Below are 25,226 nucleotides of genomic sequence, written 5' to 3'. Positions count from 1 at the left end.
TACATTGGCGAAAGGAGATTCTCAAGTGATGCAAGACCGCGCGCTGCTTCACCCTTTCATGCAGGAGGAGATCAGGGAAGAGACGGAAATAGACAGGCTGTTTACAGAGATTTTTGAAGCCTATTATAAACGGATTTTCAACTATATCAGCTATCGTGTGAGCAATGTTCATACCGCTGAGGATCTGACGAGTGTGGTGTTTGAAAAGATATTAAGCAAGCTGGGGACATATTCGCAGAAAAAAGCTCCCTTTGAAGTATGGATGTTTGCTATTGCCAGAAATGTAGTGAACGACTACTACAGAAGGCAAAGAAGACGGCAGTTTTTCTCGCTGGAAGCGGTCAGGGAACTGGTGTCAAGCAAAAAAGACCCGGAAAACCTGATCCTGCGGGAAGAGCGGAGCGACAAACTGATCGGTGCGCTGAACAAACTGGATGAAAGAGAGCGGAATCTGGTGGCGCTGAAATTTGGAGCCTGTCTCCGGAACACGGAAGTTGCCCAGATTACCGGGTTGTCCGAAAGCAATATCGGAGTGATTCTCTACCGTGCCATGAAAAAACTGAAAGCTGAACTTGGGAGTGTGGATCAGTTATGAGACTCAAAGGCAACAACGATAAGTTCTTGTGTGATATGGAGGCTTGCCAGCACGGTGCAGTTCCCGGTGATGTGGCCGATACAAAAGAAAACCGTGAGCTGCTGGAGCTCAGCCAAGCGCTGTCCGGCAAGGATTTCAGCCAATATTCCAACCGCAGCGCCGTGCTGTTTAAAGTACGGACGATGAACAATAAACAGGAGGCAAACACAATGAAAAATAAACGCGGATTCAAACGTCCTGCCATCGCGCTGAGCGCGACACTGGCTGCCGGAGTGCTGAGCATAGCCATTGCCCAGCCTTCCTTTGCACAGGATATAGTAGATAAAGTGCTGGCTTCGTTCAATCTGGGACATATTGAGGTGGCGCAGACAGAACCTCAGGCACAACCGGCAGAATCAACGGGCAAGCAGTCTGTTAAAGAGGAAGAGCGGGACCCGGACATCGCGGAGCATATACTCAGCATAAAGGACACAACGAAGCTGGCCGACTATGCCGACTTTCCGGTAAAGCTCCCGCAGTATTTGCCAGAGGGATACGCCTTCGACAGCGCGGAATTTTATCGTGACGCGGAGGAGGTAAGCGGCAAATATGTCACTCTCCATTTTACAAACGAGGAGACAAAAGGCAGTATCTACATGCAGCAGCGGCTGCCTGATGAAGAAACCGCGTACAGCACGGGTACGGAAGGCAAGCTTGAGGAATTGCAGTTGAATGGCGTTAAAGCGATCCTGATGGATGACAGAGCTCTGCTTTGGGAAACCAAGGACGCATTATATTACCTCTCCAGTCGTAGTGTGGACAGAAACGAAATCATCCGCATTGCCGAGTCGATCCGCTAATTACTAAATCGAAAGACGTTTATTGGATTTACGCAATTTGCTCAATTCAAGATGATTGGCCGTACGGGATTTTGGTCCTGTGCGGCTTTTTTCTATGGCTGTCTATTTATCAGCCTCCCTTCAATGGTCCTCACTAAGCAAAAGAGGGTGCAGCTTGATACGTGTATGCGAATTGGACAGCCTTTGCGTTGCTAAGACGGACCCCAGCGACCTTAAACGGTCCATAACAGGGGCTGCAATCCTTACGTTATATTAAAACCTATACAATATTGACCGATATAGGGATATATAGAGATTTAATGGAAATATATGGATTATTGTAAAAAAATTAATACGGGCAGGTGGAACATGGACGGGACGATTACGCTTAGCCAAATCGAAATTATGCCTTACCAACTGATACATCTTCATGAACTGAAAGTCGTAAAAACGGCGAACGATCATGCCCGCTTGATTTTTGCCGGGACGGTTGATGAAAACTTACGCGACTATTACATGAAGGCTTCGGATGAAGAGACGCAGGTGAAGGTTTTTGTTAAAGATGGGGAAGGGGGCCGGCATGCTCTGTTTCGGGGAATCGCCCTGGACGTTAAGGTCAAGACGGTTAACGGGATTAACTATATGACGGTTGAGGCCATCTCCCATACGCACCAGTTGGATATGAAGCGGCGGAAGCGGTCGTTTCAAAACCCGCGACTGACCTATACCGAGTTAATCAAAAGCATTGTGGCGGAGTACGGAAAAGAAGCCGATGTGTTGGACGTCGCTTCCGGCGGCAAAGCGATCGGCACCTTTGTGATGCAGTACGATGAGACGGATTGGGAATTTTTGAAGCGCTTGGCTTCCCATTTCTACTCACCGCTAATTCCGGCTGTCGGATACGGGGTGCCCAAGTTTTATTTCGGGATGCCGATGGGCTTAAGCAAAGGGGAACTGCAGGTCCATAACTATAAAGCTGTAAAAAGAGTCTCTGCCTACCAGACGGCTGCGGAAAACCGCATTCCCGGGGTACGGAACGAGGATTTTCTGCAATACGAGGTGGAGGCGGACAAGCTGATGGAGCCGGGGCATGAGGTGCTGTTTCAGGAGCGGCCGTGGCTGGTCGCCGAGGCGGTGAGCGAACTGCGGCAAGGCTTGCTGAAGCACAGCTATAAGCTGAGCCCGCGCAGCGGGCTTCGGCCGATCAAAATGTACAACCGGGCCATCATCGGAGCGTCCATTCACGGCAAGGTACTGGCGGTGCGGAAGGACAAGGTGCAGGTAAAGCTGGATATGGACGAGCAGGTCGATCCGGCCACCGATTTCTGGTTTCCTTACTCGACCATCTATGCATCGGAGGGACAGACGGGCTGGTATTGCATGCCGGAAGTCGGCGACCAGTTGCGCATCTATTTTCCCAGCTACAAAGAGGAAGAAGGCTACGCGATCAGTTCGGTAAAACGGACAAACCCGGCTTCGGCACCTTTAAAAAGCCAGACGTCCGCAGCAGCTGCGGCAGCCCCGGGAAAAGCGGCGGCAGCCCCAGAGCCGCATAGCTCGGCCGATGGTGAGGATGTGATGGCCGATCCGGCGGTGAAAACGCTGCAGACGAAATACGGCAAAAAAATCGTGCTGGCCCCGGACAAAATCGTGATCTCCTCGGGCGGAATGTCCATCATCGTCAGCGACAGCGAGGGAATTACGATCAAAAGCGACAAGGATATCAGCATTACGGCGGGTGGAGAGCTGGTATTATCTTCCCAGATGCTGCAGCTGTCGGCGGACAAAATCGAATTAACCGGCAAGGGCAGCACCTTGTCTTTGGAAGAGGATATTTTATTGTCCGGGTCGGAAATCAAAATGAACTGATGCGAGGAACGCCTATGAATAAGCAGGATGCGTTACGGCAACTTTCGGAAGAAAAAGTACTCCCTTTGCTTGGTGACTGTATTCGGGAGGCGGAGTTGGAGTTTTTGCACAACCGGCAGCGGCTGACGGAACAACTGAAAGCGTCTTTTGCTGCGTTATGCCGCCAGGCTTCCGACATGCAGCAGCGTTCGCAAAAAGCGCCGATCGCCTATATTCATTATTCCATGCTGCGCACCTCCTTGCTGGATCAATCCTTTACGTATTTACTAGCGGCCGATTCGCGCGAATTTTATTTTGACGAGGCCGAGTGTGCGGTTACGTATGACGCCGGCTGGGCCTACCGGAGTTATTCGCGCCTTTTGGCCGAATTGGAACGGGAAAGCAAGAAATATATGGGCCTGCTAAGCGGGGCCGATGCGGAGCGGCTGGCGCTCGAGTGCGCTCCCGCGTTTGACCAATACGTCACCGCTTTATTGCGGACAGCGATGCCTGAACTCGTAAAAGTTCCCGAGTTTGCCGCGCTCGACAAAGCCGACCGGCTGCAGATCAGGACGGGGGAACTGATGGACCGGGGCGAGATATTGTACTGGGAGGAGAAGCAGGCGGGCGAGGCGGAAAAAATACAGGCGCTTCTCGGATCGGATGAGGGAGATCGCGGAAGGCTGGCCTATGCCCATTTTCGCAGCTTGTCGTTAACCGGGCAAAGTTTTAACGGAAAGAAGATGCCGTATTCCGATTTCAGCCGGGGCAACCTTAGTTTCTGCCGCTTTGTGGAATGCAACTTGGTCGGGACGAGTTGGCGGGGAGCAAACCTAAACGGGGCGGAGTTCCGCGGAAGCCTGCTTACCGACGCCGATTTTACCGATAGCGATCTGCAGGGCGCGGTATTCGTGAATATCGGCCGGCTGGAGCCGCTGGATTCCATTTACCGCCTGCCGGGATTGCTGGGCTTGCGCTTTGATCGGGCTAGGCTGGACGGGGCGGATTTTACTGCGGCGGGTTTAAACGGAAGGGTCAGCTTTCACGAGGCTTCGCTGGAAGGCACGCGCTTTCGCGCTATGGACCGGGAGAAATTGGACCTGAGCGAGGAGCAGGCAGGATCGGTTCATTGGATCGAATAGAGAGGGGATGATGAGGCTGCCTGACTATTTTGTGATGAAAAACGATCCGCGTATAACACATAAACCGGCCGTGCTGCAGATCGATTTGTTGAAGAAGCCCTTTCATGAGCTGCCGCCGGTACAGGTGCTGGAAGCCAGGCCGGACCCCGCGATGGAAGCGGTGGACTGGATCGCCGATCCGGTACCGCTTTACTCGGACGCGCTGAAAAATATTGCGGAGAAATACAACATTTTTATCCGGTTCAAGAAGGTCTATATCGTTGATCCTTCATCCGGGAATGACATGGTCTACTGGCTTGCCGATTATCCGTCCGTGGACGTGTTGTCGCCCGCTACGGAATACCACGTTCATGACGGGTCGGTGAAACGTCTGGTGCTGGACCGGGGCAAGCTGCGAGGGCATCACATCGTGCAGATTCGCGGACCGAGAAGGGGAGAAAGCTACCTTGCGATCAGCCTCCATGCCGCCGAGAGTTTTTTGCGCCGGGGGTTAAGCGGTTTTGTTTTGGAAAAGACCGAACTGGATGGAGGGTATGCTCTGTGACCGATTATTTGGATGAACAGTATTTGACGGCGTACAATCAGCGGCTGATGCACCGGAAGCTGACCGAGGCCGCAAACGGCGATTCGTGGATGAGCGTCGGCATGGACGAATGTCTGGAAGGCCTGGAGCGGGGAACGATTGACTTGCGCGACGGACAAACGATCGGCGTCGCAGGGCGGAGCGCTTTGGGCGGACAGTTGGCGCTTTTAATGCCGGAATCGTTTCACCCTGACATTCCGATCGGGCAAGGGAGGCCGGATCCTACGCGCAGTTACTTTCTGGATCGCACGGCCCCCGCAGGCTTTGGAGTGAAATGGCTGGACATCAAGCTGGGTGACGCGCAGCTGGAGGCGGTACGCGATATGCTGCTTACGAACAGCTTGTTTGCAAAACCGGAAATGAAGGTTCAAGGAAAGGGCGTTTACCCTGGGAAGAAGCAGCCGTTTGCTTATTATGAGGCGCTTTTTTTGGCGGGTGCCAAGCCCTTTTACCAGGTAGTGCTGGTTGGTTACTGTCGGCATGAAATGGAAGGGAGCAGCGGAAAAGGATTGATGGCCAGCGCGCAGTTTCCTTTGCCGGAAGCGGGGCTTTATTATCCGCTTGCCTTTGCTATGGCGGGGGCGCTGCGCTGGGAAAAAGCCGAAAAGGAGGTCAGCCGATGAACCTGCAGCAATTATTAATGGCATACAGCTTCGGGGCGTTAAACGCGGAATATTCTTATGTGGTTCGGGGGGCCGAACTCGAATGCGATCGAGGGAATCGCCCAGGGGTGCTTAATTTGCCGCTCAGCCACGGCGTATATGTCAAAGGTAAGCCGGTGATGAATATTGCCGATTGCGTCTGCGGACCCGATGCCAACATTAGCAATGTGGGCGCTTTTGGTATGTGTAAATTGTTAAACAATATCTGCAAGCCGAAAATCGACTTCGGGTCGAAATGGACGGATGGCAAGGAGGATGTTCTGATCGAAGGGGAGCAGGCTCTGTTGAGCAAATCGACGCTGCGTTGCACATGTAAAAGCCCCGGGGGGATCATTACCATTACGAACGATGGGCAGGGCGGCTGATTTCGAGAGGGAAGGAGGGGAGGAACGTGGCTGCAACCACCGATAACGTCATTACATATGGGCAGTTAAAAATGGTTTGGCCGTACGGAGCGCTCCGCCTGGTTGGGGTGGATCTTTGCCATACGGCCGGGGAACATGCGCGGCTAAGCGTTCAAGGGAGCGCCGATCCGGCTATGGAAGAGACGATCCTTAGGCAAACGAGTCCGGATGATTTGATCGAGCTTTGGCACACCGATCATGCGGGGCAGGATCAGCCGCTTTTTAAAGGGCAATTGTATGATATCGAAATTTCGAAGGCGATGGACCGGCTGGATATAAAACTGGAGGCGGTGTCGCACAGCTTCAAGCTGGACACGACACTCCGGAACCGCTCTTTTCAGCATGTGGGTCAATCCTACGTCGAGGTCATTCGCCAAGTGATCGGCGGCTATCCCGGCGCGGATATGATCGATGAAGCGTTTGCCAAACGGGCGACCGGACGGTTTATCTTGCAGTATCAGGAGACGGATTGGAGTTTTTTGCAGCGTTTGGCTTCGCATGCCGGGGCGGTGCTGGTCCCGAATATTACGGCGCACCGGATTCAGATCTGGGTGGGGCTGCCGCAAGGCCGGCGCCGCTTAAAGTTGGAAAATGTCCCCCTCGTGTACGAGCGGAAAATGATTCCGCTGGCATTGTTAAGCGCTGCAAATGAAGCTTCTGCGGGGGAAGAAGTGATCCGGCATACCGGGTATACGTTCGAATGGCCGGAAATTTTGCAGCTTGGCGATGAGGTGGAGTGCGGGGGAGTAACCTTTGCCATTTACAAACGCACGGCCCGGATGCGTCAGGGAGTTTTGACTTGGAGTTACGAATGCGGACGTCCGGAAGGGCTGATCGTTCCGAAGAAATATAATTCCACGGTGATTGGCGCGGCGATCGAAGGGAAGATTTTGCAAATCAGCCGCAACCAGGTGCGCATTCATCTGGATATGGACGAACGGCAGAACCCGAAAGATGCCCAGTGGTTCCCTTATGCCGCCGAAGGCAGTCAGGTTTGGTATATGATGCCGGAAATCGGCAGCCGGATCAAGCTGTATTTTCCCAGCGCGGACGAGGACGAGGCGATGGTCATTCAGTCGGTGCGGATGGAGCCTGCTCCAGCGTTTAAGCCTGCGGTTGGAGGAACCAGGGGTGCGTTACCTGCGGAGAGTTTGCCGGAAAGTCCGGCTGACAAATATGAGCGCAAAATGCAGGACCCGGGCGTCAAATCGTTCAGCAACCCGCAGGGCAAAGAAATCGTGCTCGGCGATGCGGACTTGTTGATCAGCGCACAGGAAGAAACGCTGTATATCGGGATGAACCAGTTAGGCGGAGTTCGTTTTCAGAGCTCGCAAAAAATAAACATCAGCACCGGGAAAAATTTGTTTTTGCGGGCGGGCCAGATCCGGGTGGAAGGAACGGACGGTCTTGATGTAGAAGCAAAGAACAGTAAGGCACAGCATAATGAATCCGCTGAATTCAGCGCACAGAAGGTCGAATTGGCCGGAAGTCTGCACCAAGCGTATGAGAAGCTCCTGTCTCCGTTTGAGCAGGTGCTTAAGGAGAAAGGGGCGGCATATGCCGTCGGGGAAGTTGCCCTGAACAATATTGGGGCGACCTTAAAAGGGGAATGGGATGGAGCCGTAGACTTCGTTAAAGGTTTATGGAACACGGCCAGCGATATCTCGGACGTGCTTTTGACGCAGCAATTTGGAGATCCTCTGGTCAGATCATACTACGGACTGTTTACCGACGAAGAGGTCAAGCCGCTGGCGGAACGCAATGAGACGGTGAAATCGGCCATCAATACGGGACAATACGTATTGGAAGCGGTGACGTTTCAAAAATCGGGCTCCGAGCTGCTGCATGATGGCGGAGAGGCCTTAAAGGAGTTCGTTAACCCGTTAGTCAAATGGTGGAACAACGGCTTGCCGAACCCGCTCACCGACCGGGAAGACGAGAGCTATCGGATCGGGTATGACTCGATTGAAGCTGCGGGTTTGGCGGTGGATATCGGCCTTACCGCTGCTGGAGGAGCTGGAGCCGCCAAAAAAGCGGCCAGCATGTTGAAGGCGAAAAGTGCGGCAGGCCGGGCCCTGGGGAACGCGGAAATGGGCGCGGCCGGTGCAGCCGGAGGTCTCGGGCTTGCAGGAAAAATGAAGTCATTTCTCACCGATGAACACGGAACTCCCAAACTGGGGGACGGCAAGCTAAAAACCGGAAGCTTCAAATCTTTGGAGCAAGCGGCGGAATCTTTTGAGGAAATCCTGGAAGGACTCTCCATAAGCCTGCCAGGCTGGATGAACGGCATGGGCGGAAGACGCCTCGGCTTCGCAGGCAATGGCGGCGGAGGCCTAGGACGTCATTTTGAGGTGGAGTATAATAATGATTACCGGAAACATCATGGTGGCGGGGGAGAGAGTAAGGAGAGAAGTAGGAGTGCGAATGAGAAGAGTAAAACTGGTGTTGGGAAGACAGGTGAGGGGATACCAATTGAAGAAGTAAAGCCGCATGTACTTGAACAGATTGATCGGGACGACAGAGGTGTATATGGATATTTGCCTAAAGAAGGGACGCCATATGCAAAATATGATTTCACAGATGTTGAGAAAGTTAAGCAGAATAGAGCCATTAGAGAAGAATACTTAGAGCAATCAAAAAAAATTCAAGAAGAAATTGATAGGATGATGAAACAAGGCGCACCACAGGACGAAATAGCGAATACGGTTGTTAATATGCGAAATCAAGATAAGGTTACGGCAAGGGCAAAAATGTCACCTGAAGAATTGGCTCCAATAGAGGAAAGAAATATGGAATTGTATGGCAATCCTATAGGGCCAGACGCTAAATGGCTTTTTGATAGTAAGAAACAAAAAATGCTGGAACAAGGTTTAAATCCTACGAACGAGGAGATTTGGCAATCGATAATCAACAGTTCTATGAAAAAAGATGACGTATTGAATACTTTACTAGGACTAAAACATTAAAAACCATGTATTATATTTTAGCGATCTCGTTAAATTGTTTGTAAAGGTGGATAAAAATTATGATAACATTACGCAATTATCCAAAACTAGGATCGTACATTTTAATTAATAATAATACTTTTTCAATTGAAGAAGTTGAAGATAGGTATAAAGAGATACAAGGGGTTGGTGGATTTAGTGAAGATGGGCAGATAGTTGGGGTTTATGTCAAAGATGACAAACTATTTTTTTTCTACAATGGGCGATCATATGAAGTACCCATAACTGATCTGAATTGCACAAATAATTATGTTTCAAAATTGGAAAGATGTTTTCATGTAGCATTAAGGGGGCAAGAGATCTGTAATATAATTTATGAGCCTTATGTCGATCCTGGAATGATATATTATGATGCGGAGCCTGATGAGTTTGATGTGCTGTTATATATAAGTGGACTATTAAAGAGTGAGGATTCTATCAAGAAATTTATGAATGGGATGGAAATAATAAAGAAGCAGAATAGAAAGTAGTTTTAAAGCGTTGAACAAGTAATTATTTAATAGAGTTTGTTTAGTTGGTGACAATTGGTAACCCAATTGCCACCTTCTTTTTTTCTGGTTTAAGATTACAACCTAAGGGAATGGTAGAACATTTACAATGGATTCTCCGATCGTATTCCTTACTCCCCACCCACATGTCTCAATGAAAGCCTAGGTTGTTATTTTTGCTGTTGTTCTGCAAGAAGCTGGTTATTCAAGCGGTCCTCGAGTGCTTTTATCATGAGAAGAAAATGGTTGGCCTCACGAACCACATGGTCCGCCAATAAGGGATTAATCACGTTTCTGATTTGACAGGTTTTAATGAGTTCCAGTCCGGTTTTTTTGAAATTCCTCAATTCCACGGTAGCGTTTTCGCTATCTTTTTGCATTTTGGTGATGATCGGATAAGTTGGTTGTTTGTTAAATAGCATCGATTCAACATCCCTTGCTTGCCCTAAAAGCGTTTCGAAATCATCGCCAAACTTCCTTGCAGTATTGATCAAATTACGTTCAGATTGGTCTAACAAGGAAGCGATAAACCGGGAATGTTCCATCATGATGCGGAGCCAAAAAACGTTTTCGCTTATAATAGCGTCTTGAATGGGTTCCAATATTCCCTGATTGAATTTATGTAGAGTACGAACAAAATACTCTGCCTCACGGGCAATATGATCTACAAGCAGCGGGAAGTTAAAACCGCTTATTTTGCAATTGATAATTAAGATTAAGATATTCCTTTTGAAATTCCGAAAAGCTGATACCAATGTGATGCTCTCGTCATTGAGTTGTCTCACGTTTTGGACGGTTTCCGGTAGTGTCATCGCTTTGTGGAGATGTCTATCAAAGTAGTGATAAAAACGGTCAGCTTCTTGAATTAATCCGACATCATTCCGGTTAAATCCTTCTCCCAGAAATAAAGCGTGTTCTTTCATAATCCGCAGCCAAAATCGATTTTCGGTCAAGGAACGCTCAATGAACTTTTGTTCAGTTAATGATTCGGGCGGGGAAGACTTTAGTTCCGGGGGCAACAACAAGGCACGCTGCGGATCCAAAACATATTGACCTGCCACTTGATTCATTGCCATGAAATCCCTCCGTTCAAAGATCAATCTCGTTTCATTGTATTTGGTTATCCGAAAGATCATGCATATCGGTACTAATAAAACCGTACTTTTCATATTCATTACAAAGAAAAAATAGGGGGGAGTGTAAAGCTAGTTGAAAAAAGTTACGGTTAGTTTACAGCCTATTGTAAGCAGGATAAATTTACCAACCGTTTTGAAAACAGCTATGCTTCCGGGTGACTCCATTGAAAGATTATTTATTGCAACCCAGGTTGGAGAGATCTTTTACATAGGAAACGGAGTTATAAGGACTTTTTTGGATATTCGCCCACGAATCATAAAACTAGGCATTTCTAGAGGCGGATATGACGAACGCGGATTAGTAGGGCTGGCGTTTCATCCCGATTTTTATTATAACGGCCGGTTTTATCTTCATTATTCCGTGGCCGGAACACAAGGTCCGGGTGCTCTTCCTAAACCTTTTCAGCCTGACCCGTGTGATCCGGAAACTTTAAACTTACAGTGGATGAATAGGGAAACTCAATATGATCACATTGATACCGTTGAAGAATGGATTTTACAGCCGAATGGGCAACCTCAAAAACGACGGACATTGCTTAACATAAGAAGACCATTTTTTAATCATAATGGCGTTAATAGTTTAAACTTTTCACCTGAAAATGGAAAACTAATTTTAACAACCGGAGATGGCGGAGCGGGTTATGACCCATTTAATTTAAGTCAGGATGATATGGAAATCGCCGGAAAAATAATTGAAATCGATGTGGCTAAGCATACACTTATCGAAAATCCGCCTGTAGTCACACGTTTTAATGAACTTCCATCACCTATTCAGGAAACGCTTACGGTAATAGCCAAAGGGGTTCGCAATATTTCGGGGGTTTCTTTTCAAAGGTTCTATAGTCAGTACATTAAATATGTAGGGAATGTCGGACAAGATTTGGTAGAGTCGATTTTTTCATTCACCCATTATAAACCCATACCGGTTACTCAGCTTATTCAAGCTTCTTTAATGAACGTTCAGCTTGACCCGGAAGGGTTTATTAATTTTGGCTGGCGAGGGTGGGAAGGTGCTTTTCCGACTTCGACTATAAGAGAGTGTCCCACGAACCCGGCTTTGGACGAGAAAACAATCGCTTATTACGATGAAGCAGTACAAACTTCAGTGCGGCGTCTTCAGCCTTTAACCAGTTATTTTCATCAAGACCCCCGTCCCGATAAGTTTGGAGGAACTTCACTTACAGGCGTCCAGCCATATATGGGGAATGGAATCCCCGATTTAAAAGGAAGTGTTGTGTTTACCGATCTTGCCCGAAAGGAAGAATCTCGACCTCCGGTTCAAGGGGTTTTGGCTTACACTAGGATAAGAACAGATTGCAAACTAAGTGATTTTGGTGTGATTGAAACCAATTATAACTTTGGGTCTCAATCCGCTTATTATGTTAGTTTGGGGACGAATCTGGATCAGAGCAGACTATATTTAGGGGTGCATAGCTCTATGAGGGTGACTGATTTTAATCAAGGTACTGTTTTTGAAATTGTTCCATAATCCGTATAATGGATAACCCAGAGCTCATATGGATGAATATGACTTTTTTGCACCGAGGAGGGAGGCTTTGATCTGAATAAATGGAAAACCTTTCTGGAACTCGTTCGTTTCCCCAATTTATTTACAGCAATGGCTGACATCATGGCGGGCGGATGGATCGCTTTTGGTGATTGGAACCAATTTAACATCATTACCGTGTTCTCCTTGTTATTATCAAGTGCTTGTTTTTATGCAATGGGAGTAGCGCTAAACGATTACGTGGATTACGCACTCGATAAAATAGAGCGCCCCGAACGGCCACTGCCTTCCGGTCGCCTGAACCGTTCATTTGTATTGGTGATCGTTGGCATTTTTGGTTTATGCGGTCTTTGTATAACTTATTTCGTCGGTTGGATCAGTTTCTTGATAGCTTGTGCACTGGTTATATCCATTTGTCTGTACAATGTTTTTTTGAAAGGGAGTAATTTTTTCGGGCCCGTAAGTATGGGGTTATGCCGCGGCTTAAATTTATTGCTGGGCATAAGTGTGATTCCTTCCCAATTATCGAACTTTTGGTGGCTTTCCATCGTCCCTTTTGTCTATATTGCCATGGTCACGGCTTTGTCGAAGGGGGAAGTGGGGGAGGCTCTTTATCCGAAACGGGTCTGGGCGATGAGTGTTACGATTAATGCTTGTTCCATTGCGGTCATTTGCTTCGGAGGCCGAGAGAAACTACTTGTAACCATGCTTGCAGTGTTGCTTTTCCTAATCTGGACGTTAAGGGGGATGTATGCTGCTCTCAAAAAACCGAATGCCGTTCATATTCGCAAATCGGTGGGAACTTGTATTATCGGACTGCCCTTATTAAATGCCGCCATTGCCACCTCTATTGGAGGGATGACGGCTTGGCTAACCGTAACTCTTTTTATGTTGTTAAGTTATGCGGGGTCTCGCGTTTTTTCTGTTACGTGAAGGAGGAGAGAGTAATGAATAACCATCATGTGCTTGTACTCGATATAGTCAGCTTGGCCCCAGAACACTTACAAGATCCTGAATTATTACCCAACATCCATCATATTCTTGATCAGGGTCAACAGATTAAAGTAAATCCTGTTTTTCCGGCAGTGACAGGGACGATTCAAGCAACATACATAACGGGAAAATCTCCTTCGGAACATGGCATTATTTGCAACGGTCTTCCGAATCGAGATTATAAGGAATTTACGATGTGGAATCAGACCATGATTCCCATGCAAGGTGAAAAGTTATGGGAAACCTTGAAGAAGGCGGATCCGGAGGCGAAGACCGCCATATTATTTTGGCAATTCAGCAAGTTGAGTACGGCTGATTATGTGGTCACTCCTGCCCCCTTCCATTTGGAGAATCGCATGATCCAATGGTGTGCATCCAAGCCGGGCGGTCTATATTCGAAACTTCGAGAAGAGCTTGGGGACTTTGATTTACGAACGTTTTGGGGACCGTTGGCATCCCTCCAATCCAGCGATTGGATACTTAAAGCTGCGATGAATGTCCTGGAGGAATGTAAACCCAGGTTATCACTCGTTTACTTGCCGAACCTCGACTATAATGCTCAAAGATTTGGTCCGGACAGCGTGCAAGCGAAGCAATCTTTAAAGGAGATTGATGGGCTGGTCGGGTATTTGATTGACGAACTGAAACGCCGGCAGCTTTACGAGAATACGCGGATTGTTTTGCTGTCAGAGTATGCTTTCAAACCGGTTCAGCGCCCGATCTATATTAATCGGTTCCTTCGGGAACAGGGGTACCAAGCCGTTGATATTGTAGAAAACATGGAGTTTATCAATATGGAGAATTCCAGGGCGTTTGCCCTTGCGGATCATCAGTTGGCTCATATCTATATCCCTAGTCCCGGCGATATCCCCGAAGTGAAGCGAATTTTAAAAGAATTGCCGGGCATCGCCGAGATTTGGGGAGAGTCCGAGAAAAAGCAGCATCGTATCGATCATGATCGTTCCGGGGAGCTGGTAGCCATTGCGGAACCTGATAGCTGGTTTGTCTATTACTGGTGGTTAGAGGATGAGCGGGCTCCCGAATTTGCTCACACCGTGGATATTCACCGCAAGCCTGGTTACGATCCGGTTGAGCTGTTCGTTGATCCGAAAACTTACCGTATCCCCTTACAACCCGAGTTGATTCGGGGGTCCCATGGATTACCGGTCAGAGGGGAAAAGGATCAGGTGTCCATGATTGTAAGCGGCAGAGATCTTGCGTTGCCGCAAGAAGTGGATGCCACGGAAGTTCATGATCTTTTGTTGCGGCTGTGTTTAAGATAAAAGACGAGGAGTGAGAAAGATGAAATTTTTCGACCCGCATATTCATTGTTATTCCCGTACGACGGATGACTACGAGCGGATGAGTTTAGCCGGTGTGCAGGCCGTCGTTGAGCCCTCTTTTTGGCTTGGAAGCGAACGTTGTTACCCGGAAACATACTTCGACTATTTCCTTCATATCCTCGGCTTTGAACCGAAAAGAGCGAAAGAGTATGGGATTGAGCATTATAGCTGCGTGGCGATGAATCCAAAGGAAGCCAATAACCTCAAAATTGCGCATCAGGTCATTGACGGCTTGCCGGAGTTTTTGCGGCACGAACGCTGCCTGGCTGTTGGTGAAGTCGGTTTCGACCAGATAACGGACGCGGAAGAAGAAATCATGCGGCGTCAGCTCCACTTGGCCAAAGAATTGAATATGCTGGTCATGGTACATACTCCTCATCGAAATAAAAAAGCGGGCACTGAACGCACAATCAAGGTACTAAAGGAAGTCGGACTCGATCCTGATCAAGTTCTAATTGATCATAACAACCTGGAAACTATTGACCTTTCGGTAGCTTATGGGGGATGGAGTGCAATGACGATTTATCCAACAAAGGTTTCCCCCGAATTGGCAATCGAGATATTTGACAAATACGGGACGGAACGCATGCTAATTAATTCCGCGGCTGATTGGGGGCCATCAAACCCGCTAAATATAGTGAAAACAGCACTTGAAATGAGAAAGAAAAATTATAAGGAAGATGTGATCCAACAACTGGTCTGGGACAATCCGATCCGCTTTTACAGTCAATCAGGCAAATTACATTTGGGAGAGTGGGTAAAGGAGCAGCAGGGATGAGCGGCATTCGTAAACCGATGACCGGCAAAGAGTATTTGGATAGTCTTCAGGATGACCGGGAGATTTGGCTAAACGGTCAGCGTGTAAAGGATATCGTTAACCACCCTGCCTTCCGTAATTCTGCGCGTTCCATTGCCCGGCTTTATGATGCATTGCATGATCCCAAATATCATGACGTGCTTACAACACCAACCGATATTCCAGGAGGCAGTTATACTCATCGTTTTTTTAAAGTTAGCCGCAATCCGGAAGAATTGCTGGCGTCTCGCGAAGCGATTGCCGCCTGGGCGCGGCTTACCTACGGTTGGATGGGGCGCACTCCGGATTATAAGGGAGCTTTCCTTGGCACGCTCGGCGGCAATCCTGAGTTCTATGCCCCCTTTGAAAAGAACGCTCTTCGCTGGTATGGGGAAGCACAACAGAGGGTATTGTTTATCAACCATGCTCTTATTAATCCGCCAGTAGACAGAAACAAACCGGTACATGCTGTATCCGATGTATTTATCAATGTAGAAAAGGAAACGGACGCGGGGATCATGATTAGCGGCGCTAAAATGGTTGCAACAGGATCTGCGCTGACCAATTGCCATTTTGTCGCACATAACGGCACGTTGCCCGTTCAAAAAGAGGAATTTGCCCTCGCATTCTTTGCTTCACACGGTACACCCGGAGTAAAAATGATTTGCCGGCCTTCGTATGAATTCAATGCTGCCGTATTAGGCAGCCCGTTTGATCATCCGCTTTCAAGCCGCCTGGATGAGAATGATGCCGTACTGATTTTTGATAAAGCCTTGATTCCATGGGAAAACATCTTAGTTTATAGAGATATTGAAAAAGCAAATGCATTCTTCCCGCATTCCGGTTTTGTCAATTTGTTTATCTTTCATGGTTGTACCCGTTTATCCGTCAAGCTTGATTTTATCGCCGGCCTGCTTTTAAAAGCCATTGAATCGGCGGGAACTAACGAATTTCGCGGGGTCAAAGCAAAAGTCGGGGAAATGATTGCCTGGCGAAATATGTTTTGGGCGATAAGTACCGCAATGGCTAAAGATCCAACTCCAGGACCTAACGGCACCGTTCTTCCCAATGTTGAACACGGGACTGCATATAGAGTGTTTTCTCCCATGGCTTGGACACGTATTAAAGAAATCATCGAAGATGTGGTAGGCGGGGGACTTATCGTACAGCCTTCCAGTTCAGCAGATTTAAAAAATCCGGAGCTTCGCCCCTATCTGGAGAGATTTTACCGCGGTTCCAATGGATATAGCAGTCTGGAGAAGATCAAGCTGAATAAATTGCTTTGGGATGCTGTTGGGAGCGAATTTGGCGGTCGGCATGGGTTATACGAACGAAATTATACCGGTAATTTTGAAGATATTCGTATTCACGCATTAATGGAAGCAATAAACAACGGGTCTGCCGAAGCATTCAAAAGTATGGTGGATCAGTGCATGAGCGAATACGATCTGGATGGCTGGACGGACTCAACGTGGATCAATCCATAGGATGTAAACTTGGTTCAAAGGTAGAAAAAATAAACTAAAAGAACACTAGCCAAGAGGTTCAGTGTTCTTTTTTCTTTTGCCCTAAGAGTAGGGGGCCTAACGGACACATTTTTTCCCTTTTTATTTATTGACCAATGTTTCAATAAACTATATCATTAGGAATATATGGTTGATAATTCCATTGTTGAACAAAGGAGGTGTTCGTATGAAGCCGGCAAGCACGATTCGCTCTCAATTGGAGAACTATTTAAAAAACAAGAAACTCTCGCTTAATCAGTTCACCGAACTTACAGGGATCAATTCCGGGACGTTAAGCGGGATCATCAATGGCCATCGTCCTATTGCCATGCAGCAGCTTGACCGGATTACGGCGGGGATGGGGCTGCCCGAAGGTTATTTTTACGAGTTGTACGTTGACGAGTGCTTCTTCCAGGCTGCTCCCGATTGGCGCAGACTGGGGCCTTTCTTGCGGCGATGCGCCGAACTGAACAAGCTGGACTGTATCGAGCGATCAATACGTTTAATGTTGGACAACCTATCTTACATACCCCTGATTTTTCACTTGGCCGAGCAGTTTTTTCATGAAGGCAAACAAGAAGCGGCCATCTTGCTGTATGAAGCGGTAGCGGAAGGTGAACAGAAGCAGCATTCCGAACGCCTGGCGCTGTGTCAATACCGGTTGTTCACGTTGCGGCTGTCTAAAGATCAGAACCGGAATTTATTGTTGACCGTGCAATTTGAGCCTTTTGTCGACCGGCTGGACGAACCTTATCAACTGGATGCGCTAAATGATTTAATCAATGTGTTTTCTTCTTTACGTCGTTGGGACAAGTTAAAAGAATTAGGGGAAAAACTGAAAATAAAAGCGACCATTCATTATGAATTAAACGGGAGCAAAAAATCACCGGAAACCCAAAAGCAGATTATTTTCTACATTTTGTATTCCTATTTGGCATTAGGTGAAGCACACTTTTATACGAAAGATTATGAAACCGCGCTGCATTATGTCTCCTTGTATACGGATTGCAGTTGGGTCAAGAACCCCACTGAAGACGAGATGGCTGTGATCGAGCAATTTCAGGAATGGGCTGAAGGCAACCGTCATATGTATCAATTAGTGTCAGGTAAGGTCGAGGTTCTACCGGAATATTTAGCGTATATTTCCACAAGGGAAAATGAAGTGTTCCCGGCCATATGCGAGATCGTGACTGCTGCGAACAAGTTTGATATAAACATTGACGATGTGCTTGAACAATACGCATCTTATCTAATTTACCGAGTGCAACACTACCGGATTAAGAAAATTAGCGAGCAATTTACCGCAGATCGATACGCAAACTTGTTGGCAGGTTTAGGGGAATATTATTTAAATAAAAAAGCTTTTGCCCAAGGATTGGAGTATGTGCTGAACAGTTTGGCATTCGCTATTGAAATTTACAACAGATACGGTATTCTAAAATGTGTAGGGTTATTTGAACAATACCGTAATTTTGCAACGAAAGCGGCAAACGAGCGGTATAAAAATTTAATTAGCGAGGTGCAGAAACTGAATGAAAAGGAAATTGGCCTTATGGATAGCTACATGTAGCTTATTGGTGGCTGTGGCGGCCCCAGTTTCTACTCTAGTCCCTATTGGAAACCAGACCACCCCCGGCATTATCACCACATATGGTCACGGTTTGGGTTAATATCAAACTTTATAGTTGTAAAAAAGACCGCTTGGCTATGATGCCTAGCTGGTCTTTTTTTGCGGCTTTATAGCATTCAAAATTGCATTTTTATTCTTTTTATATTGATCGATAGTGCATTAAACTATATGATTAGAAATATATGGTTGATTATTCCATTATTGAGCCAATGGAGGTGTTCGCTTGAAACCGGCAAGCACGATTCGCTCCCAATTGGAGAGTTTTTTAAAAAATAAGAAACTCTCGCTCAATCAGTTCACCGAACTTACGGGGATTAATTCCGGGACGTTAAGCGGGATCATCAACGGCCATCGACCCATTGCCATGCAGCAGCTTGACCGGATTACGGCGGGGATGGGGCTGCCCGAAGGTTATTTTTATGAATTGTATATTGACGAGTGCTTTTTCCACGCCGCGCCGGATTGGCGTAGATTAGGGCCCTTCTTGCAGCGGTGCGCCGAACTGAATAAGTTGGACTGTATCGAGCGGACAGTTCGGTTACTGTTGGACAACCTTTCTTACATCCCCCTGCTTTTTCACTTGGCCGAGCAGTTTTTCCATGAAGGCAAACGGCAAGCGGCCGTCTTGCTGTACGAAGCCGTAGCGGAAGGTGAACAGAGGCAGCATTCCGAACGGCTGGCGCTGTGTCAATACCGGTTGTTCACGTTGCGGCTGTCCAAAGATCAGAGCAGGAATTTATTGTTGACCGTACAATTTGAGCCTTTTGTTGATCGGCTGGATGAAGCTTATCAACTGGATGCGCTGAATGATTTAATCAATGTGTTTGGTTCATTGCGTCAATGGAACAAGCTTAAGGAATTAGCTGAAAAACTAAAAATGAGAGCGACTATTCATTATGAGTTAAACGGGAGCAAAAAATCAGCGGAAACCAAAAAGCAGATTGTTTTTTACATTTTGTATTCCTATTTAGCATTGGGTGCAACTCATTTTAATTTAAAAGATTATGAGAAGGCACTATATTACGTCTCCTTGTATACCGATTGCAGCTGGGTCAAGAACCCCACTGAGGACGAGAAGGCAGTGATTGAGCAGTTTCAAGAATGGGCTGAGGGCAACCGTTACATGTATCAATTAGTGTCCGGGAAAGTTGAGGTTCTGCCGGAATACGAGAAGTATATATCCACCCGGGAAAGCGAAATATTCGCCGCTTTATGCGAGATCGTGATTGCGGCTAACCGGTTCGATCTCAATATCGATTTCGTGCTGGAGAAGTACAAGCCTTATTTCAATTACCGGGAACAACACTCCCGTATCAAGAAGATTAGCGAGCAATACACCGATGATCGATACACAAACTTATTAGTGGGACTGGGCGTGTATTATCTAAACAAAAATGATTTTGGTCGAGGACTGAGGTATATTCTGGACAGTTTTGCGTTTGCTATAAAAATACACAATGGAGACGCAATGCTGAAGTGTGTCGAGTTATTTGGCCAATACCGGAATGTTGCTTCCGAAGCGATGAACCGGGAGTATAAAACTTTACAAGAGAAAGTTGGCTATATGGATAGCTACATGTAGGTTTATTGCGTCATTATCACCACGAATACTCACGGATTTGGCTAATATCAAACTTTATAAATGTTAAAAAGACCGCTTGACCAATGATGCCTCGCTGGTCTTTTTTTGCGGCTTTAATGCATTTATGAATACCGCATCTAAACAAATATTTCAACTTTCGCAGAACCCAAATCGGCTACTATTTCTTTCGCCTGGCCGGATGGCACGCAAAAGCTGCTTGACCGGCTTGGCTCTGACCATTAACTGTAAATCGTGCAACTAACTTTACGTTCATTCACCCAATCATCTGTTTACTTGCATTTCATACATTTATTTCCTCGTTTTAGCCTCATTCTTCGAAAGAAAGCGGAGTAATTGCAGGTTTTACACTTAACCAAGCGCAATGACAGCATTTGCGGATAAGTAGATGTACATTTTGCAACTATTCTATTCAACAATGGACCAGGAAAGCTGAAGGGGATATGCCGCGCATGCGTATTTCGGCGCCAAGCTGCGTCGGGGCGGTAATCTCGACGAGCGATCGCTTTACTGCAACTGCTGGATCTGATCCACAAAATCGCCTCCGAAGTCGTCTCCGAAATCGCCTCAAAATGCATAAATCGGGCCTGTCAGTAAATCCGATAATTTCCGCTTAAGGCCAGCAGGCTAAAAAAATACAGGCAGTTATCGTAATAACGCCGTTGGCCGGTGCGTAAAGGTGTATTCCAAAGCAAACGGACAAAATGACTCGCTTCCGGGCCATCGGCGGCGAGCGAAGCCATCGCGTTGGTCGCCAGCAATCCTATCGGGTGCAGCGCCGGTTCGTCGAAGGGCTGTCCGTCTATGGTATACCGGCGGTAATCCGAAACTTCAATGTTCCGGAAAAAGCTTTGAATCCGGTTAGATTGCCCGACCTGCCAGGGATCTTTTTGGAACCATGCCCAATCCAGCCCGATATTGGCGGCAACCCGGTAAGCGTCGCTGAAGAAATGGCGGAAATCGCCATGCGGCTGGGGCTCTGCCGGGGTTCCGTCAAAATTCGCGTATTCGGGGGCAAGACCGGTTTCCGGATGGCATGCGGCGTGAAGGTAGGCGCGGCTGGCATCCGCCGCTTGCTTCCAAAACGCGCTGTCCCGCTCGTCGGCCCGAAGGGCGAACAAATCGTAAAAATGCGGCAGATGGTAAGACGGATCGCTGAAAGGGGATTCCGGTACGAATTTGATTAATTTCGTTTCCGGGTCCCACATCGGGTCGCCGTCGCCGGCTTCGCCCTGATGCAGGCATGCGCGCAAAATCGTTCGCGCCTGCTCGGAATAGTTATAGGGTTCCGGCCCGTCCCCCCAACGGCTTGCGGCGAAAAACAGGGCCATTGCGAAATATTCTTCCCCGTCCGGCGCAGGCCCCTGGGAGATGCGAATACCGTCAGGCTTGCAATGCCAGGCAAAGTAATGGGCGTAACGGCCTTCTCTATGCTGCATAAACGTCTTCGAAAAGTTCCACAACCGGTCAAACTCTTCTTTTTTGTTCATTTGCACGGCCATCATCATCCCGTAGGACATCCCTTCCGTCCGAACGTCCTGATTGCCGGTATCGAGAATATAGCCTTTATCGTCGCCCAGCGGATAATAGATCCGCACATCCGGAGCTCCATAAAACAAATCGGTCCATGTCCGCTCGAGCCTAGCGTCGATGTCCGCTTCGGAGTAGCCGAGCTCCTTGAACAGGTTCCTGTATTCTTTCGTATAAAAAGCGCCCTGTTGGATGATTGACATAGAAAAATCCTCCATATTATTTCTATTTTGCTATATCATAGCACAATAGGAGGTGAATGAATTACAATTCTTCATAAGGAGGGGTCTGAATGTATTCCGTCATTATTGTGGACGATGAGTTGTTTGTCCGGAAAGGCTTAATCGAAATGATCGATTGGGAAAGCAGCGGCTTTAAAGTGATTGACGAGTCCGATAACGGAGAAGACGCCCTGGCGATCATCCAGGCGAAAAAACCGGATTTGGTCGTGACCGACATCCGTATGCCGGTGCTGGACGGGCTCGAATTGATCGAGGCCGCCAGCAAGCTGCAGTTGGAAACGGAATTTGTCATCATCAGCGGGCATAACGATTTCCGCTATGCCCAGCAGGCGGTGCGGTTCGGCGTTCAGGATTATGTGCTCAAGCCCATCGATCCGGACGATATTCAGCAAGCGCTCGTTAAGCTTAGAGACAAGCTGTCGGCAAAACAACGGTTGCGGGATCAAAACCGCAGGCAGATGGGCGAAAAACTGATCGAAACCCTGCTGCGGGACGAGATCGACGAGACGGCGTTGGATGAGTGGGGGCAGGTTTCGTTTTTCGTTGATGCGAAAGCGTTTTCTTACATATTGCTGGAGGTTAACAATGTCGTACCCTGGAAAAATGCGGTTTGCCCGGCAAGAGACCGGCTAATGGAAGCCATCCGGGAAACGGTGCAAGAACTCGGCGCTGCCGCTTCGCCGCCGATCGTGTATGAGCATCGCCGCACGTACGGCTTCATTGTGCCGGATACGTACCTCATCCCTTTCAGCGGAGATATCCGTCTTTTTATGCGGTCCGCGCTTCGGCGGCTGAAGGATGCTTTCGCCCTGGAACTGCGAATCTATGCCGGCCAATCCGTCGAATCCTTAAACCGGTTGAGGTTCTCCTATATCAGCGCGAAGGAAACGATGCAGCACAAATGGCTCCGTCACAACACCCATGCACTGCTATACTCGGACATCGCCGGCGCGGAACTGAACTATTTGCATCTTCGCGAACCGTCGATCCACGCTTTGATCGAAGCGGTCGAAGCATCGGACAGGGACGGCATTCGAAGCGCCATCGACCGCATCTTTGCGGATTTTCTGGAGCGGAACTTCTCTATCGAAGCGATCAAAACATCGATCATGCAATGTGTTCTGGGCATCGTGCACTCCGTCAGAAGCGTGGAAGGTGACGAGAAGGAACTCGGCCTGATCGAGGCAATTCTGGGCTGGCACGACTATAATCTCACATTGGAAGAATTGCGCGGATTATTTGGCGAATTCGTGTCCGAAGCCGCGGAACTCGTCAAACAGCTTTATAATTCCAGCGGCAAGAGCGGAATTCACAAAATTAAATCGTATGTGGACCAGCACTTCCAGCAAAATTTGAGCTTAAAAAGCCTTGCGGCGCAGTTCTTCATGAACCCCGCGTACATCGGGCAATTGTTCAAGAAGCATTATGGCGTTTATTTTAACGAATATTTGTTGCTGCTGCGCATCGAAGAGGCCAAAAAACTGATGAGGCAAAAGGATATGCGCGTTTATGAAATCGCCGAGCGAGTCGGATTCAACAGCGCCGAGTATTTTGTCTCCCAGTTCGAGAAGGTCGAGAAGATGACCCCTACGGAATACCGCAATCGCATGAGCAATCGGTAGCGGAAGGGGGCGGCGCGCGATGAACCGACTGCTTCATAATACCCGGCTAAGGAACAAGATGCTGCTGGTCTATTTTCTTTGCATCTTTACGCCGATGATCGTGACCAACGCTATTTTTTATAATCTCATCTCGAATAATGTCAGGGAGGGGAGAGTCAGGGATATCGACCTGGCGGTGGAGCAAATCAAAAACGAATTCCGCTCCCAGGTTGACGATGCGGTGGGCTTGTCCTCCTTTTTTTACGCCGACCTCAAGACCAATGAAATTCTGGAGCGGAATTTTGCCAATACGGAAGATTACGTCGAAGCTTATGACGATTATTTAAGACGGGTGCTGAACAGTTACCACCCCGTTTCCCTGTATCTCCAGAACATGATGATTTACGTGAACAACCCGACGCTGCTGAATTCCGGAAACATCGGCTACCTGTCGGATGAAATCAGGTCGGAGGATTGGTATCGAATGGCGGCGGGCAGGTATCGTTCCCAACCCGTGTTTGCGCGCACGGAAGCGGATGACGGGCATTTCGCCAGTTTCTCGCTGATCCGGCGTCTGGACTATTTTGCGAACCGGATGTCCAAGGAAAAGCTGCTCAAAATCGATTTTAAAACGATCGATCTGGTGTCCCTGTTTTCGAACTTAAACGTGCAGGGAGATATGTATCTGATCAACCCGGACGGCGGGATCGAGTATACGACAAACGGGGAAATCGACTGGCAGGGCGGTAATGAAACCTCGTTCGCCTCGCTCGGATCGGACAAAACGATCCGGTTCGTGAAGGAATACCGGGGAGTCAGTTATCTGGAAGGATGGAAGATCGCCGGCATCGTCAGCGAAGGCGAAATCGTTAAGGAAGTCCGCGAGTCGCGTGATTTTATTTTATGGTCCGGCTGCGTGATGATGATCATTCCGACCATAATTATTCTTATCATCACCCGGTCGATTAACCTGCGCATCATCCAAATCCTGAAGCAGATGAAAAAAGTAAAAAGCCAAAGTTTTGAACCGATTCAAGGCGAGGCCTATAAGGACGAGATCGGTCAATTGACGCTGGAATTCAACCGGATGATCCTGCAGATCAAAAGCTTGATCCATGACGTGTACCTGGCGGAAATCCAAAAGAAATCGTTGGAGCTGGAGCGCCGGAAGGCGCAGTTGAATGCATTGCAAAGCCAAATGAATCCCCATTTTCTGTTCAATGCCCTGGAAACGATCCGGATGAGAAGTTTGCTGAAAAAAGAGCGCGACACGGCTAAAATTATCCATAGCATGGCCAAATTCTTCCGAGGCTCCTTGACCTGGAACAAAGACCGGGTTTCGGTGAAGGAAGAGCTGGAGTTTATTTTATGCTTCTTGGACATTCAGAAATATCGCTTCGAGGACAAGCTGGACTGCCGCATCGCCGTCGCGCCGGAAGCGTATGAATGCCTGGTGCCGAAAATGGCGTTCCTTCCTTTCGTTGAGAATGCCTGTATCCACGGCATCGAGCCGCTGAAACACGGAGGGATGATCGAGATTCGAATCGACGCTACGGAAGATGAACTGACTTTTACCGTCAGAGACAACGGGATCGGCATGGACGATGCAACGGTCAACAAGCTGTACCGTTACCTGGAGGCCGAGGAAACCATGGGGGAACGCATCGGTGTTCAAAACGCGATATACCGCACGAAAATAATCTACGGGGAGAAGATCCGTTTTTCGCTGAACAGCCGTCCGGGAGAAGGGACCTGCGTCATGCTCGCAATCCCGAACGAAAAGAGTTGAGCGCCGAAA

Annotated in this window: 20 protein-coding genes; 18 read left to right on the top strand and 2 right to left on the bottom strand. The window is 48.1% G+C overall.

Annotation, left to right across the window (positions count from 1 at the left end; genetic code table 11):
* Positions 1 to 28: 28 nt before the first annotated feature.
* From NYE69_RS20865 to NYE69_RS20825, 9 genes are all read left to right on the top strand, one after another.
* Positions 29 to 595 (top strand): sigma-70 family RNA polymerase sigma factor, encoded by a 567-nt coding sequence (locus tag NYE69_RS20865; protein ID WP_340930472.1) that lies wholly within the window; start codon positions 29 to 31, stop codon positions 593 to 595.
* The gene (locus tag NYE69_RS20860) at positions 592 to 1,434 is read left to right on the top strand and encodes a DUF4367 domain-containing protein (RefSeq protein ID WP_340927726.1); all 843 of its coding nucleotides are present in this window, start codon (positions 592 to 594) and stop codon (positions 1,432 to 1,434) included. The genes NYE69_RS20865 and NYE69_RS20860 overlap by 4 nt, the downstream gene beginning before the upstream one ends.
* A gap of 348 nt (positions 1,435 to 1,782) precedes the next feature.
* Entirely contained in the window at positions 1,783 to 3,282 is a 1,500-nt protein-coding gene (locus tag NYE69_RS20855) for a phage baseplate assembly protein V (protein ID WP_340927725.1), read from the top strand.
* A gap of 14 nt (positions 3,283 to 3,296) precedes the next feature.
* Positions 3,297 to 4,403, top strand: coding sequence for a pentapeptide repeat-containing protein (locus NYE69_RS20850; RefSeq protein ID WP_340927722.1), 1,107 nt, complete (start codon positions 3,297 to 3,299; stop codon positions 4,401 to 4,403).
* A gap of 10 nt (positions 4,404 to 4,413) precedes the next feature.
* On the top strand, positions 4,414 to 4,947 hold the full coding sequence (locus NYE69_RS20845) for a hypothetical protein (protein ID WP_340927720.1): 534 nt from the start codon (positions 4,414 to 4,416) through the stop codon (positions 4,945 to 4,947).
* Complete coding sequence (locus tag NYE69_RS20840) at positions 4,944 to 5,609, top strand: hypothetical protein (protein ID WP_340927718.1); 666 nt, start codon at positions 4,944 to 4,946, stop codon at positions 5,607 to 5,609. The genes NYE69_RS20845 and NYE69_RS20840 overlap by 4 nt, the downstream gene beginning before the upstream one ends.
* Positions 5,606 to 6,013: a DUF4280 domain-containing protein gene (locus tag NYE69_RS20835; RefSeq protein ID WP_036622608.1), complete on the top strand. Its 408-nt coding sequence runs from the start codon at positions 5,606 to 5,608 to the stop codon at positions 6,011 to 6,013. Before NYE69_RS20840 ends, NYE69_RS20835 begins: the two co-directional genes overlap by 4 nt.
* A 26-nt stretch (positions 6,014 to 6,039) precedes the next feature.
* Positions 6,040 to 9,018: a contractile injection system protein, VgrG/Pvc8 family gene (locus tag NYE69_RS20830; protein WP_340927716.1), complete on the top strand. Its 2,979-nt coding sequence runs from the start codon at positions 6,040 to 6,042 to the stop codon at positions 9,016 to 9,018.
* 59 nt (positions 9,019 to 9,077) lie between these two features.
* A complete protein-coding gene (locus NYE69_RS20825) occupies positions 9,078 to 9,527 on the top strand; it encodes a hypothetical protein (RefSeq protein WP_340927714.1) in 450 nt (149 codons plus the stop codon).
* A gap of 188 nt (positions 9,528 to 9,715) precedes the next feature.
* On the opposite strand, the gene NYE69_RS20820 is transcribed toward NYE69_RS20825, so the two are convergent.
* Positions 9,716 to 10,621, bottom strand: a complete 906-nt coding sequence (locus NYE69_RS20820) for a DUF2935 domain-containing protein (protein ID WP_328270091.1) — start codon at positions 10,619 to 10,621, stop codon at positions 9,716 to 9,718.
* A gap of 133 nt (positions 10,622 to 10,754) precedes the next feature.
* Between NYE69_RS20820 and NYE69_RS20815 the strand changes: the two genes are divergently transcribed.
* The 7 genes from NYE69_RS20815 to NYE69_RS20785 all read left to right on the top strand — a co-directional run bounded on the left by NYE69_RS20815 (position 10,755) and on the right by NYE69_RS20785 (position 20,037).
* The gene (locus NYE69_RS20815) at positions 10,755 to 12,170 is read left to right on the top strand and encodes a PQQ-dependent sugar dehydrogenase (protein ID WP_328270092.1); all 1,416 of its coding nucleotides are present in this window, start codon (positions 10,755 to 10,757) and stop codon (positions 12,168 to 12,170) included.
* 72 nt (positions 12,171 to 12,242) lie between these two features.
* Positions 12,243 to 13,121: a UbiA-like protein EboC gene (gene eboC, locus NYE69_RS20810; RefSeq protein WP_340930470.1), complete on the top strand. Its 879-nt coding sequence runs from the start codon at positions 12,243 to 12,245 to the stop codon at positions 13,119 to 13,121.
* Between the two features lie 14 nt (positions 13,122 to 13,135).
* The gene (locus NYE69_RS20805; RefSeq protein WP_326045598.1) at positions 13,136 to 14,464 is read left to right on the top strand and encodes an alkaline phosphatase family protein; all 1,329 of its coding nucleotides are present in this window, start codon (positions 13,136 to 13,138) and stop codon (positions 14,462 to 14,464) included.
* Between the two features lie 19 nt (positions 14,465 to 14,483).
* A complete protein-coding gene (locus tag NYE69_RS20800; protein WP_326045597.1) occupies positions 14,484 to 15,302 on the top strand; it encodes a TatD family hydrolase in 819 nt (272 codons plus the stop codon).
* Positions 15,299 to 16,807: a 4-hydroxyphenylacetate 3-hydroxylase family protein gene (locus tag NYE69_RS20795; RefSeq protein ID WP_326045596.1), complete on the top strand. Its 1,509-nt coding sequence runs from the start codon at positions 15,299 to 15,301 to the stop codon at positions 16,805 to 16,807. Before NYE69_RS20800 ends, NYE69_RS20795 begins: the two co-directional genes overlap by 4 nt.
* Before the next feature lie 205 nt (positions 16,808 to 17,012).
* Positions 17,013 to 18,395, top strand: a complete 1,383-nt coding sequence (locus tag NYE69_RS20790) for a helix-turn-helix domain-containing protein (RefSeq protein WP_326045594.1) — start codon at positions 17,013 to 17,015, stop codon at positions 18,393 to 18,395.
* Positions 18,396 to 18,678: 283 nt separating this feature from the next.
* A complete protein-coding gene (locus NYE69_RS20785; protein ID WP_340927710.1) occupies positions 18,679 to 20,037 on the top strand; it encodes a helix-turn-helix domain-containing protein in 1,359 nt (452 codons plus the stop codon).
* Between the two features lie 608 nt (positions 20,038 to 20,645).
* Here NYE69_RS20785 and NYE69_RS20780 read toward each other — a convergent pair.
* Positions 20,646 to 21,788: a glycosyl hydrolase family 8 gene (locus NYE69_RS20780; protein WP_270619479.1), complete on the bottom strand. Its 1,143-nt coding sequence runs from the start codon at positions 21,786 to 21,788 to the stop codon at positions 20,646 to 20,648.
* 89 nt (positions 21,789 to 21,877) lie between these two features.
* Here NYE69_RS20780 and NYE69_RS20775 point away from each other — a divergent pair, with 89 nt between their 5' ends.
* Together NYE69_RS20775 and NYE69_RS20770 are read left to right on the top strand one after the other, a co-directional pair.
* Complete coding sequence (locus NYE69_RS20775) at positions 21,878 to 23,449, top strand: response regulator (RefSeq protein ID WP_270619480.1); 1,572 nt, start codon at positions 21,878 to 21,880, stop codon at positions 23,447 to 23,449.
* Between the two features lie 19 nt (positions 23,450 to 23,468).
* Positions 23,469 to 25,217, top strand: a complete 1,749-nt coding sequence (locus NYE69_RS20770; RefSeq protein ID WP_340927707.1) for a sensor histidine kinase — start codon at positions 23,469 to 23,471, stop codon at positions 25,215 to 25,217.
* Positions 25,218 to 25,226 lie beyond the last annotated feature (9 nt).

This window comes from Paenibacillus sp. FSL R5-0527, from assembly GCF_038008055.1.
GTDB classification, from domain to species: domain Bacteria; phylum Bacillota; class Bacilli; order Paenibacillales; family Paenibacillaceae; genus Fontibacillus; species Fontibacillus macerans.
The sequence above is the reverse complement of the archived record's forward strand: the minus strand, read 5'-3'. Positions and strand labels throughout refer to the sequence as shown.